Genomic DNA, 15,915 nt, shown 5'->3' on the forward strand with positions numbered 1-15,915 from the left:
TATGAATATTATCTTCGATAAATTTAAAGGCTTAGAAAAGAATTTACACGCAACTTTCTCCCAACTTTGGCCTGATCTTGCAGATCAACAGCGGCGGCAACCATCATCAATATTTAACTATATGCGACGCTTTGCACATTTGACCGACAACCGCCCCGTCCTGTCAACATAATATAAAGGCTTCCTGATACTAATATCGCCTCAAGCAGGGGTTGTAGACCTTCAAGAGCTGACATAGGCAAATGGTGCGCCGGATGAAGACGCTTCCGTCGATCTGTGCACCAAACGCGGGGAAATGAATCATGAATGAATCTATTCGGGAACTTCTGACCAAAGTTGGCGGATTGCCCATAGCCGTGACCGACATCGCAGACGATGCCGATCTTTATACGGCTGGCCTGTCGTCCTTCGCCTCGGTACAGCTGATGCTTGGCCTTGAAGACAAGTTCGACATCGAATTTCCGGACCAGTTTCTCAATCGCAAGTCTTTTGCGAGCATCAGCGCGATTGAACAGACGATCACCACCATCCTCAAGGATAATGAGGCCGCGTAATGAATGCAGGCGGGGGGAATAGTCTTTCCGAGCGTGTCGGTCGCGTAGCAGCCATCGCCGGAAAATTTGCCGATAGCGTCGACAAGGAAGGACGCTTTCCGCAGGAAGCCATCGATGCGATGAAGGCCGAGCGCCTTCTCGGTATTCAGGTGTCGCGCGATCTGGGCGGCGAAAGCGCCGAGATCGACCAGATTGCAGAACTGTGCTGCATTCTGGGACAATCCTGTGCTGCAAGCGCGATGATCTTCGCGATGCACCACATCAAGCTTTCCAGCCTGGTAGAGCATGGGCAATCGGTTGAATGGCATCGCAACTTCATGCGTGACGTCGCGGACGAGCAGTTGCTGCTCGCCTCGGCGACGACGGAAGGCGGCATTGGCGGCGATTTGCGCAATTCCATCTGCGCGATCGAAATCGACGGCGACACCTGCCGTCTGGAAAAGAACGCCACGGTTATTTCCTATGGCGTCTATGCTGATGCCATCCTGATCACGTCGCGTTCACACAAGGATGCGGCCTCGTCCGATCAGGTCATGACCGTTTTCCGGAAAGACCAATACACGCTGGAAAAGACCAATGAATGGGACACGCTCGGCATGCGTGGCACCTGTTCGGAAGGCTTTGTGTTCCGGGGCGAAGCGGACAAGGTGCAGATCCTGCCGCATCCGTTTGCCGAGATCGCCGCGCAGTCCATGCTGGCCCAGTCCCATACATTGTGGAGTTCGCTCTGGTATGGCATCGCCGTCGATGCCGTGAACCGCGCACAGGCTTTCGTGCGCGCCGCAGCACGCCGCAATCCAGGCGCACCGCAGCCGGGCGCTTTGCGCGTCGCCGAAGCCTCCAACATGCTGCAAATGCTGAAGTCGGAAATCGTCGCCTGCCTCAAGACCTATAAGGACGCGAAGCACGATGCGGACAAGCTTGCTTCCATGGGCTTTGCCATCGCGATGAACAATCTGAAGGTCGCTGCCTCGCAGACGATCTTGCAGGTCATCAACCACGCCATGCTGGTGTGCGGCATCATGGGCTACAAGAACGGCACGCCCTACAGCCTTGGCCGTCATTTGCGCGATGCGCATTCGGCCCAGCTGATGATTTCCAACGAGCGCATCCTCGGCAACACTGCCACCATGCTGCTCATTCACAAACAGAACACCAGCCTCTTGGGATAACGCCATGGACGCGCAAAGATCTTTTCTCAACCGGCTTTTCGATGCCGGACTGCTGATTGAAACCGGCGTGGACGGCCTTTACGGACGCTCCGGCCAGTTTGAAGATGTCATCGTCGCCTTCGAGCGCCTCGTTGATCGCACCGGCGGTGCTGATGGCGCGGAAACGATCCGCTTCCCGCCCGGCCTCAATCGCGCTTACTTTGAAAAAAGCGGCTATATGAAGAGCTTCCCGCAGCTGGCCGGCACGGTGCACAGTTTCTGCGGTTGCGAGCTGGACCATATCAACCTCATCAAATGCATGGATTCTGGCGAAGACTGGACGCTGGAGCAGAAGGCAACGGACATCGTCCTGACACCCGCCGCCTGCTATCCGCTCTATCCAACGATTGCCAAGCGTGGACCGCTGCCGCAGGGCGGCGGCCTCTATGACCTGCAATCCTATTGCTTCCGTCATGAACCTTCGGTGGACCCTGCCCGTCAGCAGCTGTTCCGCATGCGCGAATATGTGCGCATGGGCACGGAAGCCGATGTGATGGAATTCCGCCAGCTCTGGATCGAGCGCGGCACGGACATGATGAAGAAGGTCGGCCTGCCCGTTGAAATCGACGTGGCGAACGATCCCTTCTTCGGACGCGCAGGACGCATGCTGGTCAACAACCAGCGCGACCAGAACCTGAAATTCGAGCTGCTGATCCCGATCACCAGCGTCGAAAAGCCCACCGCCTGCATGAGCTTCAACTATCATCAGGACCAGTTCGGCGTGAAATGGGGCTTGTCGCAGCATGACGGCGAAGTTGCGCATACGGCTTGCGTCGGCTTCGGACTGGAACGCATCGCGCTGGCGCTGTTCCATCATCATGGCCTCGACGTCAAAGCCTGGCCGGAGAGCGTGCGCAACGAATTGTGGGGTTAAAGCATAATCCGACCGGAGTGAAACGAAGGTCGATAAGATTGCGCTTAAAATAGAAGGGATTAGAGCGCAGATCTGACGCAATCAGATCGGAACGCGCTCTAAAGCGACATGCAGGCAGTCTTTCCGCATATCTCGCCAGAAGGCTACGCGCCGCATGCGCTGCATGCGCAGACACGCATTTGGCCTGAAACCAATTGCTATGTCGATCTCTGGATCGAAGTGCTGGCATCGCTTCGGGTCGCTCCCGAAGCCATGCTGGGCTTTACCCTGACGCAGGATTTCGAGGGCGACCAGTTCACCTTCTTCAAGGTGCCGCTGGAAGACCTCGAAGCGCTCTACGGCGTGCGGGCGACAGAACTTGCCATCTTCGACAGTGTGGAAGGCCATATCGCGGAACAGATTGTACGCGGGCGGCTGTGCATGGTCGAGATGGACAGCTATTTCATGCCTGATACGCATGGCGTGAGCTATCGCACCGAGCATGGCAAAACCACCATTGCGATCAACCGCATGGATGTAGAGAACCGTTCGCTCGATTATTTCCATAATGGCGGCTTCTACCATCTGGAGGGCGAGGATTTCGACGGTGTTTTCCAGCGTCATCTGACGGAAGCCGACCTGCCCTTCCTGCCCTATACGGAATTTGCCAAATTCCCGAAGGATGTGCCCAGTGAAGCGCATCAGCAGCGCGTAGCGGAAATTCTGCTGCCACGCCACTTTGCGCGCAGACCCAAGGATAATCCGATCCGCGCTTTCGCCACCGTGTTTCCGGCACAGGTGGAAGCGATTGCCGAACGTCCCTTCGGTTTCTTCCACAAATATGCGTTCAACACGCTGCGCCAGCTCGGCGCGAATTTCGAACTGGCCGCAAGCCATCTGCATTGGCTGGGCGAAGGCAAGCGTTTTACCGCTGCTAGCGCCGACGCTATCCAGATCGCCGAGACGGCCAAGGCGGTGCAGTTCCAGCTTGCCCGCGCAGTGATGCGCAAGAAGTTCGATACGCTGGCAAGCGCGCTGGTGCCTGCCGCCGATGCATGGGACCGCATGACAGGAGCGCTCGAAACAGAACTTGGTCGCGATGCTGCCTGAACCAACTGCCACGAGCCGCCCGCTCACTGAGGGCTGGCGGCTTTTCCTGACCGCAGCCAATGAGGCCGCGACACCGGGCGATGTCTTACGCAATGGGGCATATCGCGATGCGCCGGTTCCGGGCACGGTGGCGGAAGCACTTGAAAAGGCCGGACATTTCAGCCGCACTGCTCCGACACCGCTGAACAATCAGGATGCGTGGTATTTTCTCGACCTCTCTGAGCCGCCCGGTGAGGCAATGCTGCATTTTGCTGGCCTTGCCACGATCTGCGAAGTCTATTTGAACGGCGCTTTGGTGCACAAGAGCGACAGCATGTTCCTCGCCCACGACCTGCCGGTCACGCTGACGGGTGCGGATGAGCTGGCGCTCTGCTTTCGTGCTCTCGGTCCCCGGCTGGAGCAGAAGGGCCCGCGTGCACGCTGGCGCACGCAATTGATGAACACGCAAGGCTTGCGTCTTATCCGCACGACAGCGCTTGGTCATATGCCGGGCTGGTGCGCGGAAGTTCATGCCGTGGGGCCCTGGCGTCCAGTGGCGATCAGCCGAGCCGATGCAGAAGCTGTTACCGACATTTTCATCCAATCCACGCTTCATGAAAATGGCGACGGAGTACTTACCGTCAGTTTTACCTACGCGGGCAAGGCTGAAAATCTGACCCTGCATTGCGCAGGTTCGCAGATCACCTGTGACAGACAAGCAGACCATCGCTGGCAGGCGAACCTGACCATTCCCGCTGTGGAACCGTGGTGGCCGCATACCCATGGCTCGCCGACGCTCCATGATGTGGAACTGTCCATCGACGCCAAGAAGCAGCCGCTTGGACGCACCGGCTTTCGCCGTATCGGCGTTGATCGCGGACCTGACGGGAAATCATTCGCGCTGGTGATCAACGGCGAGAAAGTCTTTTGTCGCGGCGCGGTCTGGAGTTCTGCCGACATTGTCCGCCTGCCGGGCGCACGCGCCGACTATCAACCGTGGTTGCAGCTCGCGCAGGATGCGGGCATGAACATGCTGCGCATCAGCGGCATTACGGCCTATGAAACCCCCGACTTTTATGCCCTTTGCGATGAACTCGGTATCATGGTCTGGCAGGACTTCATGTTCGCCAATTTCGACTATCCGGTGAAAGACGAAGGCTTTGTCGCCAAGGTGCAGGATGAAGCACGACAGCTTCTTTGCGCCATCCGCCATGCACCCTCGTTAACGGTGTTGTGCGGCGGCAGCGAGATTTACCAGCAGGGCGCCATGATGGGCCTGCCCGAAACGATCTGGAAAGGCGCGCTGACAGAAGAAATTCTGCCTGCCATCGTGCACGAATTCTGCCCAGACATTCCTTATGTGCCGAATTCGCCCTGCGATGGGGCGCTGCCCTTCATCAGCAATGAAGGCGTCAGCCATTATTATGGCGTCAGCGCCTATTGCCGACCACTGGACGATGCGCGCCGCGCCGAAGTGCGCTTTGCGACCGAAAGTCTGGCTTTCTCCAATGTTCCAGAAGCGCGCACGCTCAAGGCGCATTTAGACGTGCCCGCAGTCCATGATCCGCGCTGGAAAGCCCGTGTTCCACGTGATCGCGGCGTCTCGTGGGATTTCGAAGACGTGCGCGATGCCTATCTGGAAATGCTTTATGGCTACGACCCTGCCCGCTTGCGGCGGGAGGACATGGAGCAATATCTCCATCTTTCCCGTGCCGTCACGGCGGAAGTGATGGAGGCGACCTTTGCCGAATGGCGGCGTCCGGCAAGCACCTGTTTTGGCGCTCTGGTCTGGACATTTCAGGACGTGTTGCCCGGCGCTGGCTGGGGCGTGGTCGATGCGACCTGCGAACCGAAACCCGCATGGCATGGGTTGAGACGCGCCTTTCGCCCGGTGCAGGTTGCCTTGACCGACGAAGGCGTCAACGGGCTGGCCATTCATGTTCTGAACGAACAACCCCATACCGACGATCTGACACTGGAACTTGCCTGCCTGCGCGGCGGTGTACAGCCGGTCGTGAGCGGTCGCCGCGATCTTTCGCTCTCGGCACGTTCAGCCGTCACAATACCGGCGACCGAATTGTTCGGCGCATTTTTCGACACGACTTATGCCTATCGCTTCGGCCCCCCGGCCCATGACGTGACGGTTGCCCGGTTAAAACGTGGCGACGCCACGCTTGCGGAGGCTTTTCATTTTCCGCAGGGGCGCACCAGAGCTTTTCACGACGCCACAATTGAATGCAGTGTCGTGGAAGACGGAAACAACTGGTTTCTCGATCTCAGCACATCCGTGCTGGCGCAATCGGTCAGCATCGACGCGGAAGGCTGGAGAGCCACAGAAAACTGGTTCCATCTCGCTCCCGGCGAGACGAAACGTGTGGCACTTCTCCCCCGCCATGATAGCGAAGGCAAACCGTCCGGCGAAATTCGCATTGCCGGATCGGCGCGAACCGTCTGGTTTTAACCAGCGTTCAAAGCCAGCGAGCGGACAGCATCGATATAGACCGTGCGCGCATGTTCCGGCGTCAGATTGTGATCGGCGTCGGGAATGACCGCAACCTTCACATTGTCGAAGCCCTGCACCTTGTCGCCCGCCTGATCGAAATAGTAATTGAAATGCTCGCGACCAGTGTCTTTTTCGGCATAGACCAGCGTCAGCGGCACCTGCCGCAACTTCAATTCATCGAAAGCGGAATAGATCGCCCGGCCTTCAACCGTGCGACTGCGCAGGAGCTTGCGCGCCAGCCCAAGCACCCGCCCACTGACACCCCGCACAAGATTGCGCAGGATGGCGCGAATATCGAGTTCTCCACGGAACAGACGTTTGAACGTATCGAGACGCATGGCGCGGCTGCCATAGTCTTCCAGCGTGCGATTGCCTTCCCGGACGACATCATCGACTGAAAGCTCTGGCGACCAATAGAATGTCACCGGATTGACCAGCACCGCGCCCGATACCCGCTCGTCCAGCACCGCACAGTGCAGCCCAAGAAACGCGCCGCTGCAACGCCCGGCCAACACCGGACGCCCAAGTCCAATCCCGTCCAGATAATCGAGCGTATCGGCCACATCGGCCTCCGGCGCGTGCGTATAAAGCACCTGTTCCGGCATGCCCGGATTGGGCGGGCTGTCACCAGCATTGGCAATATCGAAGCGGAGCGACGGCACGCCATCTCGCGCCAGCTTGCGCGCCATATCAACGGTGGTCCGCCCCCACCCGACGCGCCGATCATACGAGGAAGAGAGGAACAGGACCGTCTTTCCCTTCCTTTCTCCCAAGGGCTCGCAAAGCACACCCGACAAACGGTTGTGCGCGCCGAATGCGACCGGCGTTTCGACGAAGCCGTCGCCCGCGATCTGCCCGCCAAGACCGCTTTCATCGGCACTATTCCGGGCCGGTCTGGAACCGGCAAGCGCCACCGCCCAATCGACCAGTCGATCCGCAACATTTAAAGGCAATCGCGAAATAACCGGATTGGAAATCAGCTTGTCGTAATCGGTGAAGGCTTCCACCGTAACTTCCGCGCCCAGCTTTTCGAGATGCTCTGCCAGTTCCGCATCATTCGGACGGTCGATCCTTGCGAGCAGAAGGCATTTGTCCGCAGGCTTTTCTGGCAACGAAAGAAGATTGATCTTCTTCACTTCAGTCGCAATTTCGGGCGTCATCGTCAAAGACGCGATGGAAACCGCCCCTTTGATCCGCTGCGTATCGGGAAGGCCCAGATCGGCATCGACCATGCTCGACCACACCGCCAACTCACGCGTGTAAAACCGACCGGAAATCACCGGAGACAACAGCGCCAGCGCTTCCAGACCTTCGATACGCGGCCCGGTTTCGGCGGCGACCGCCGCGCCAAGGCTCTGTCCAATGACCACGACGCGGCTTGCGCCCGACAAAAGCCGCGCCTTGTCCGCCGCTTCGATCAGCGTCTTTCGCCAGAGTTCCAGCCCAGAGGAAAAGTCGATGTCATCGCGCCCGTCGCCAGTGCCCGGCCAGTCAAAGCGAAGCGACGCAATTCCACGGCTCGACAGCCTGTCGGCGATGATGCGCCAGAATTTCCGTGTGGTGCAAAGCTCTTCCAGCCCCCAGGGGCTTGCAAACACGACAACCGTATCGAGACATGTGCCGGAAGCGCGTTGAAACAGTCCCAGAGTGTCAGAAAAGACAATCGGGCTGGCCGCCGCCATGCCACCCAGGGGCTTGGAAGATGAAATACTCTCCGCGCCGTCGCCCATGCCCGATATCCCCCGTTATATAAACAATATCTGCAATAACGGAATTTAAGCGAGGAACCAAGAGGGCACAGCGAATACCTTAAAACGACTAAACCCTAGGATGTAAATCATAAGCTTATTTTACAGACCATCACGACATCTCAACACCTGCGAAAAGCGCGTTTTCCCGCCAAAAACGTTGTAATAGCAGGCGCTTTATTATAACATTCTTGTGAAAGTTTCCACTTGCCCACAATCTTGATATTCGCGTTAACCGCTAATCAGTAATTGCTATGCAACCAAAGGATCATCAAATTCGGGCTTGGGTTTTTAGAGGCTAAGATGTGTTACGCGACTATGATGCGCCGATGTGCGTTGATACGATCTGGGCATATCGGCCGCTCGGTTCCTATCGAGTCTCTGCATTTGTAATGACCACCTAAGCAGCCAGGTTTTTCTGTCGGATCGTAACGGACCGACTTTAAAGCCAAGCCGATCACTTTGGGCAGTTCAATGCCCTGACCTCGTTTAATAGGGCTATCGGGGCCAATCCACTCCATGATTACCGTTCTCAATTGTATTGCCACGCAGCATGAAGCGTGGCTGACGACGTTGGCAGCTTTGATCTGCCTCGTCGGTTCAGCGATCACGCTTAATCTCGTCCGCAAAGCAGCGAAATGCCATGGCGCGGTTCGCTATGGCTGGCATTTTCTGGTGGCCATCGCGTCGGGCTCGACCGTCTGGAGCACGCATTTCGTCGCCATGCTGGCCTATGAGCCGAGCGCGCCGGTGGTGCTGCTGCCAGACTTGACCATCCTGTCGCTGGTGATTGCCGTTGTCGGCACCGGGATCGGCTTCGTGGTCATGACCGGGGGCTTTCCGCGTTTCGCCCCGGTCATTGGCGGCGCTATGGTCGGCGCTTCGATTGCCGCCATGCACTATATCGGCATGCTGGCTTATCGCGTCGACGGGCTGATCGAATGGAACATGGATTACTTCTATGCGTCCATCGTGCTTGCCGTATTGTTCGGCTCGCTGTCCGGTCAGGTTCTGATGCGCTTGAGCTATCCAACCTCGTATCGTCTGGCAGTTTTGACCTTCACGATCGCCATTGTCAGCCTGCATTTTACCGGCATGGCCGCAATGACCGTCACGCCGATGAACTATCTGCAAGAAGCAGCACTGGCCGACAAGTTCGCTCTTGCCGTTTCGGTCGGCGGCGTCGGTCTGCTCGTGCTTTGCACCGCGCTTGCCAGCTATCTGATCGACAGTCACGTCCAGTCGTCCAACTTGCGGCAGCTGCAACATATTGCCCGCCATGACTCGCTGACCGGATTGCCAAACCGCACCCAGTTTGTCGAGCGCCTTAACCGCGAGAAGATCAATGCCGATAACGGCCATTATCGTATCGCGCTGATCGGCATCGATCTGGACCGCTTCAAGGAAGTCAACGACCTCTATGGTCATGCTGCTGGTGACAGGCTGCTCTGCGAGATTTCCGCCCGCATGACCGAGCATCTGGAAAGCGGTGAGCTGATCGGTCGCTTTGGCGGCGATGAATTCGCAGCCCTGAAGACATTTGAGGACGAAGACGACCTGCGCAGCTTCATGTCACGCCTTAATACCGCGCTTTGCGATCTTGTAGACCTCGGCAATGCCGTTGTCCGCCCCGGTGCGAGCCTTGGTATCGCGATCTATCCGACAGATGCCGACGATGTGGAAAAGCTCTTGTCCAATGCGGACATGGCGATGTACCGCGCCAAGCAAAGCATCGAGGACAAGATTTGCTACTATGAAAGCAGCATGGATGAAGCGGCACGCAAGCGTGCAGCGCTGGCCCGCGACATTTGGACGGCCATCGACGAAAACCAGTTTTTCCTGAATTTTCAGGTTCAGCGCAGCATGAAGGATGGCGGCGTATCAGGATATGAAGTTCTGCTGCGCTGGCGTCATCCCGTGCAGGGTCTGGTTCCGCCAACCGTGTTCATTCCTATAGCCGAGGAATCCGGCGTCATCACCCAGCTTGGCGAATGGGTGCTGCGTGCGGCCTGCCGGGAAGCGGCAAGCTGGCCCGTTGCCCGCAGGATCGCGGTCAATATTTCCCCGCTACAGCTCAGCCATACCGGCCTTGTGGAAACGGTTCGGGATATCCTGACCGAGACCGATCTTTCGCCAAAGCTTCTGGAACTGGAAGTAACCGAAAGCGCGATCATTCGCGATCAGGCGCGTGCCCTGCAAATCTTGCGCGAAATCAAGGCACTTGGGGTCAGCATCGCGATTGACGATTTCGGCACCGGCTATTCGTCGCTGGCGACGCTGCGCTCCTTCCCCTTCGACAAGATCAAGCTCGACCGCAGCTTTGTCACCGATCTGGAGCAGAATGTGCAGTCGAAGGCTTTTGTGCGCGCCATTCTGGCGCTCGGTCAGAGCCTCGATATTCCCGTGCTGGCCGAAGGTGTCGAGACGCAGTCGCAGATGGATATTCTGCAAGAAGAAGGCTGCAATCAGGTGCAAGGCTTCCTGCTTGGCTACCCTGCACCCGCAATTCAGCTCGGCCTCAATGAAGAGGCTGAAGCTCAGGCGGCCTGACGCTGTTACACAGCAAACCGCAGGCGTCAGTCCTGCGGTTTCAAAGGTTCGGTTCAGAAGCAGCCCGGTGCTATTACCGCGGCCCGCGAATCTGCCTATAATCGCCGCATGCCCATTCGACACTTAAGCGAAACCATCATCAACCAGATCGCGGCGGGCGAGGTCATCGAACGACCGGCCAGCGTGATCAAGGAACTTGTCGAGAATGCCATCGACGCTGGCGCGACCCGTATCGAGGTTGTGACCGGCGGCGGCGGCAAGACGCTGCTGCGCGTCACCGACAACGGCTCCGGCATTCCCGCCGACGAGCTGCCGCTTGCGGTTTCGCGCCATTGCACATCCAAACTTTCCGACGACGTGCACGATATTCGAGCGCTCGGCTTTCGCGGCGAAGCCCTGCCCTCCATCGGCTCGGTCGCCAAGCTGACGCTGAAATCGCGTCCGCAGGACGCGGATGCCGGTTTCGAGGTTTCCGTTTCAGGCGGGCATCTCGAAGGCCCGCGCCCTGCCGCACTCAATCGCGGCACGATAGCCGAAGTGCGCGACCTGTTTTACGCAACGCCCGCCCGCCTCAAATTCATGAAGACCGACCGCGCCGAAGCTTCCGCCATCACAGATGTGTTGAAGCGCATCGCCATTGCCTTTCCGCATGTGCGCTTTTCGCTGTCAGGCACCGACCGCTCGCCATTGGAAATGCCTGCGACCGGCACGGGCGCCGATGCCACACTGGAACGCATCGGGCAGGTTCTGGGGCAGGATTTCGGTGAAAACGCGCTGGCCATCGATGCCGAGCGTGATGGTGTGCGGCTCGCAGGATTTGTCGGCATACCGTCCCACAATCGCGGCAATGCGCAGCACCAGTTCGCTTATGTGAATGGTCGCCCGGTGCGCGACAAGCAGATTTTTGGCGCGCTGCGCGGGGCCTATGCCGATGTCATTGCCCGTGACCGCCATCCGGTCGCCGTGCTGTTTCTGACGCTCGATCCGGCACTGGTCGATGTGAATGTGCACCCGGCCAAGGCCGATGTGCGCTTCCGCGACCCCGGTCTGGTGCGCGGCCTTATCGTCGGCGCGATCAAGCAGGCGCTTGCCCAATCCGGCATCCGCCCGGCAACCAGCGGTGCGGAAGCCATGTTGCAGGCCTTTCGCGCAGAAGGATTTCAGCCACAGTCCTCATCAGGCGCGCGCGCCGCATCCAGCAGCTTCGCCTCCACGAGCTGGCGACCGGATCGGCCAGCGCCTCGAAGCGAATGGTCGCCGCAGACCGCACATCCGGCGCATAGACCGCTTGATTTCGGCAGCGCATCCGGTTTCCATGAAAGCGAGCAGGCGACAATCGACGTCGTGAATATTCCGACTGCCGATGCGCGCGCAACGATGAGCGAAGCCCCGGTCGAGTTGCAGCAAAAGCCGCTGGGTGCTGCCCGCGCACAAATTCATGCCAATTATATTGTCTCGCAAACCGAGGACAGCCTTGTCATCGTGGACCAGCACGCAGCCCATGAACGGCTGGTCTATGAAGCGCTCAAAAACGCGCTGCATTCCCGCCCGATACCGGGACAGATGCTGCTGATCCCGGAAGTGGTTGATCTGCCCGAAGAGGACGCCGAGCGGCTGGCAAGCCATGCCGAAACGCTGGCCCGGTTCGGGCTGGGCGTCGAGCAGTTTGGTCCCGGCGCCATCGCTGTGCGCGAAACGCCAGCCATGCTGGGCGAAATGAATGTGCAGCAGCTGATCCGCGATCTCGCCGACGAGATTGCCGAGCATGAAACCTCCGATGGATTGAAAGCCATGCTCAACCATGTCGCGGCCACCATGGCTTGCCATGGATCGGTGCGTTCCGGACGCCGCCTCAAGCCGGAAGAAATGAACGCATTGCTGCGCGAAATGGAGGCAACGCCCGGTTCCGGCACGTGCAATCACGGACGCCCGACCTATATCGAGCTGAAGCTGAGCGATATCGAGCGGCTTTTCGGCAGGCGTTGATGTCTTTTCTTACAGCTGCTCATCCAGCACCGCTGGACGCCAAGGTCGGCACTTGCTAGAATCCAGCGCAAAGGTTTTACACATATGAACAGATTTGAATCGCCCCGCTCATCCTCCGAAGCTGTCCTGCGTTATCTCGACGGCGACTATGAAATCGTCAAGCACGGTTCCTATGTGCTTTGTGCCGTTACCGGCGCGCAAATTCCATTGGACGAGCTGAAATACTGGAGCGTTGCGCGGCAGGAAGCCTATGCAACCGGCCATATTTCCTTCGAGCGCGAGCTTGAGTTCAATCCGGAAATGCGCAGCCGCAAGAAGGCCTAGTTTGCTTATAACGACCGGCTTTTAAAGCGCTCGATCACCGTATCAAGGATATGATTGAGCGCGTCTGTGCGCTCAAATTTCAGATCGATATCGAGAACCGCCAGTTTCGACAGAAATTCAGCCGGTACACCGACCATCGTTGCCAGACGCACGTGGTCCTTCGCTGTGGTGATCAGGCCCAAACCGTTACGCCGGGCCGTATCGATCAGATCGCGAATTTCGTCAGGCTCGAAGCTGTGATGATCGGGGAACGAGCGTGTTTCCGCAATCGTACCGCCTGCCTGCGCAAGGCTGGCATAGAACTTGTCCGGATTGCCGATACCGGCAAAGGCCAGCCAGCGCTTCTCCGCCACCGTTGTCGTCGATGATGGAATGAGCTTTGCCTCATAGATCGGTCGTCCCGCTCGGGCCGCCTGACGGATCACGAAATCCGCCGCATCGCCCTTGCCGATCCGCAACAGGGCATCGGTCTTGCGCATCTGATCGGTCAGCGGCGCACGCAACGGGCCTGCCGGGATAACACGGCCATTGCCGATCCCGCGCCCCGCATCCACCACCAGCAGCGCAAAATCGGCATGAAGCCGGGCGCTCTGGAACCCGTCATCCATGATGATGAAATCGCAGCCGAGCGATTGCAGATGCTGCGCGGCCTTCACCCGGTCAGGAGAAAGTGCGACCGGCGCATGGCGTGCAAGCAATAGCGGTTCATCACCGACATAACGGGCGCTGTCATGCCCCGGGTCCACCACATGCAGGCCTTGATAGCTGCCGCCATAGCCGCGTGAGACGATGCCCGGTTTCAGCCCGCGTGCCTTTGCGCCTTTGGCAAAGGCAATTGCCGTCGGGGTCTTGCCTGCGCCGCCAACCGTGAAATTACCAATGCAGAGAACGGGCAGAGCAATTTTGGGCGGTTCAGAGCGGATCAGGCGTCGCCCGGCGATGGAGCCGTAAATCCAGGCGGCGGGGGCCAATGACCGGGCGCGCCAGTCGGGCTTTTCCCACCAGAATGGCGGCGCTTCGCTCGCCATATCAGATGCCGCCGTGGACGTAGGCAACCTCGTTGCGATTGCCGGGAAACTGCGCCTGCAACACAAGCGGCTGGATAAAAGGTTCCAGCGCGACAAGCGTGCGATCAAGCGCACCGCGCATATCCTTGACGGTGCTGACGCCCGCATTGATCATGCCGCGCAGATGCTGCGGATTGTTGAACAGGAAATTGATCGCCCCGGCGAGCATGTTCCGGTCCTTCACGATGCGCGCACCGCCATTCTTGATCAGGCGCTGGAAGGACTCGCGGAAATTCTGCACATTCTTGCCGGTCAGCACGGCTGTGCCCATCATGGCCGGTTCCAGCGGATTGTGTCCGCCTTCCTTGGTCAACGAATTGCCGATGAAAGCAATCTCGGTCAGCTGGAGATAAAGCCCCATTTCGCCAATCGTATCGCCCAGCAGAATATCGGTATCCGCCTCAATCGGCGCGCCAGTGCTGCGCTTGGTGACTTTCAAACCCTTTTCCGCCAGCATCGCCTCGATTGCAGGCGTGCGATCCGGATGACGCGGCACGATGATCGTCACGAGGTGCGGATAGCGTACCTTCAGCATCTGGTGCACTTCGGCAGCGATTGCCTCTTCACCATCATGGGTGGAGATCGCCGCCCAGCTACGCCGTCCGGCAATCTGCCGCTGTAATGTGGACAAGGCCTGCGGATCGGCAGGCGGAGGCGCGGTATCGACTTTCAGATTGCCCGAGACACTGACCGGACGCGCACCGAGCGCACGGAAACGATCGCCGTCGAGTTCCGACTGGGCCACGACATGGGCGAAATTTTCGAACAAGGCTTCGGCCAGCGCAGGCCGCTTCTGCCATCTGGCGAAAGAGCGATCCGACATGCGGCCATTGACCAGCACCTGCGGAATATGACGACCGCCGAGCGACAGCACCGTTGCGGGCCAGATTTCGGATTCGCAGCCAATGGCGAGGTCCGGCTTCCAGTGATTGAGGAAATGATTGACCGCCGGTTGCAGGTCGAGCGGCGCATATTGATGGATAACCTTGGAGCCCAGCTGATCGGCCACGAGCTTTGCGGACGTCACTGTGCCCGTCGTCATCACGATATGAATGCCGGTTGCGGCAATGCTTTCGATCAGCGGTGTAATGGCAACGCTTTCGCCAACGCTGGCGGCATGGGCCCAGATGACCGGTCCTTGCGGGCGGGCGACGGCTGACTTGCCATAACGCTCACCACGACGCTGCCGCTCTTCCTTGCCGCGAGATGCGCGATAGGCAATGTAAGGCCCCATGAAAGGATAGGCGGCGGAGCCGAACATGCGATAGGCTGACAATAGATTGCGCGCCCAGCGTTCGCTCATTTCGCTTTCTCCAATGCCGCATGGGCGCGCTCCGTGGCATCGTTCAGCAGGCGCGTCAGTTCCATGCGTTTTTCTTCCAGTTGCGTTTCATCGGCGTCGGCATCCACCCAGACATTGTCGGCGCGCACAACAACGGACCGTCCAAAAGGCAGTGGAATCGTCGTCTTGTCCCACGACTTCTCCAAAACATGGTTTCTTGAGAAGGCATAAGCAACCGGAATGATTGGTCGCCCGGACAATTTCGCCAACAAAATGATCCCCTCGCCCGCCTCGCGCGGCGTGCCATGGGGAATGTCGGCGATGATCGATGCCGACTGTCCTTTTTTCAGCGCGTTCTTCAAGGTGAGGAGCGCACGCGCACCGCCCTTTTCCGGCTTCGCACGCGAACTGCGTCCGCCGGAACCGCGCACCGTCATCAGCCCCAGCTTTTCCGCCACGCGGGCGTTCAGTTCCGCATCGGCGCTGCGCGAGAACATGGCAACAAGTTCGATCCCCTTGGGGCAGATGAACGGTCCCATGAGGTGCTGGCCGTGCCAGAAGGTCACGATGAAAGGATCGTCCTTGCCGACCAGCGCCTGCGGGTCGGCCGATCCTTCCAGACGTGTATTGGTATAATAGACGAGCTTGAAATAGCTCGTGATAAGCCAGACCAAAATCGTTTTAACGACAGCCGACTGCGTCAGCGGCCCGCGCACACGCTTCCAAAGACGCTTCGCAAAGCCGTCTT

The 15,915-nt window shown here is 58.6% G+C and carries 12 protein-coding genes; 8 read left to right on the plus strand and 4 right to left on the minus strand.

All coding sequences use genetic code 11. The features are described from left to right. The first annotated feature begins 302 nt into the window (after positions 1 to 302). The 5 genes from FHW00_RS12990 (at position 303) to FHW00_RS13010 (ending at position 6,168) form a co-directional block, all read left to right on the plus strand. The gene (locus tag FHW00_RS12990) at positions 303 to 554 is read left to right on the plus strand and encodes an acyl carrier protein (RefSeq protein ID WP_078338932.1); all 252 of its coding nucleotides are present in this window, start codon (positions 303 to 305) and stop codon (positions 552 to 554) included. Continuing rightward, positions 554 to 1,726: an acyl-CoA dehydrogenase family protein gene (locus FHW00_RS12995; RefSeq protein ID WP_078338933.1), complete on the plus strand. Its 1,173-nt coding sequence runs from the start codon at positions 554 to 556 to the stop codon at positions 1,724 to 1,726. The genes FHW00_RS12990 and FHW00_RS12995 overlap by 1 nt, the downstream gene beginning before the upstream one ends. Before the next feature lie 4 nt (positions 1,727 to 1,730). Further along, entirely contained in the window at positions 1,731 to 2,639 is a 909-nt protein-coding gene (locus tag FHW00_RS13000) for an amino acid--[acyl-carrier-protein] ligase (protein ID WP_078338934.1), read from the plus strand. Between the two features lie 108 nt (positions 2,640 to 2,747). After that, on the plus strand, positions 2,748 to 3,728 hold the full coding sequence (locus FHW00_RS13005) for a DUF1839 family protein (protein ID WP_078338935.1): 981 nt from the start codon (positions 2,748 to 2,750) through the stop codon (positions 3,726 to 3,728). After that, positions 3,718 to 6,168, plus strand: coding sequence for a glycoside hydrolase family 2 protein (locus FHW00_RS13010; RefSeq protein ID WP_078338936.1), 2,451 nt, complete (start codon positions 3,718 to 3,720; stop codon positions 6,166 to 6,168). Before FHW00_RS13005 ends, FHW00_RS13010 begins: the two co-directional genes overlap by 11 nt. Here FHW00_RS13010 and FHW00_RS13015 read toward each other — a convergent pair. Further along, complete coding sequence (locus FHW00_RS13015) at positions 6,165 to 7,940, minus strand: alpha/beta fold hydrolase (protein WP_182514661.1); 1,776 nt, start codon at positions 7,938 to 7,940, stop codon at positions 6,165 to 6,167. The two genes, FHW00_RS13010 and FHW00_RS13015, sit on opposite strands and share 4 nt — an antisense overlap. A gap of 537 nt (positions 7,941 to 8,477) precedes the next feature. On the opposite strand from FHW00_RS13015, the gene FHW00_RS13020 reads away from it, so the two are divergent. The 3 genes from FHW00_RS13020 (at position 8,478) to FHW00_RS13030 (ending at position 12,818) form a co-directional block, all read left to right on the plus strand. Further along, entirely contained in the window at positions 8,478 to 10,508 is a 2,031-nt protein-coding gene (locus tag FHW00_RS13020; protein ID WP_078338937.1) for a putative bifunctional diguanylate cyclase/phosphodiesterase, read from the plus strand. A 108-nt stretch (positions 10,509 to 10,616) separates the two neighbouring features. Continuing rightward, positions 10,617 to 12,494, plus strand: coding sequence for a DNA mismatch repair endonuclease MutL (gene mutL / locus FHW00_RS13025; protein ID WP_078338938.1), 1,878 nt, complete (start codon positions 10,617 to 10,619; stop codon positions 12,492 to 12,494). 84 nt (positions 12,495 to 12,578) lie between these two features. Continuing rightward, entirely contained in the window at positions 12,579 to 12,818 is a 240-nt protein-coding gene (locus FHW00_RS13030) for a DUF2093 domain-containing protein (RefSeq protein ID WP_078338939.1), read from the plus strand. 5 nt (positions 12,819 to 12,823) lie between these two features. On the opposite strand, the gene lpxK is transcribed toward FHW00_RS13030, so the two are convergent. The 3 genes from lpxK to FHW00_RS13045 are packed head-to-tail and all read right to left on the minus strand — an operon-like array spanning position 12,824 to position 15,883. Further along, a complete protein-coding gene (gene lpxK, locus FHW00_RS13035) occupies positions 12,824 to 13,846 on the minus strand; it encodes a tetraacyldisaccharide 4'-kinase (RefSeq protein ID WP_078338940.1) in 1,023 nt (340 codons plus the stop codon). Position 13,847: 1 nt separating this feature from the next. Beyond that, positions 13,848 to 15,188, minus strand: a complete 1,341-nt coding sequence (gene waaA / locus FHW00_RS13040) for a lipid IV(A) 3-deoxy-D-manno-octulosonic acid transferase (protein WP_078338941.1) — start codon at positions 15,186 to 15,188, stop codon at positions 13,848 to 13,850. Next, a complete protein-coding gene (locus FHW00_RS13045) occupies positions 15,185 to 15,883 on the minus strand; it encodes a lysophospholipid acyltransferase family protein (RefSeq protein ID WP_078339066.1) in 699 nt (232 codons plus the stop codon). The genes waaA and FHW00_RS13045 overlap by 4 nt, the downstream gene beginning before the upstream one ends. Positions 15,884 to 15,915 lie beyond the last annotated feature (32 nt).

It is taken from the genome of Ochrobactrum sp. P6BSIII (assembly GCF_014138065.1).
GTDB lineage: Bacteria > Pseudomonadota > Alphaproteobacteria > Rhizobiales > Rhizobiaceae > Brucella.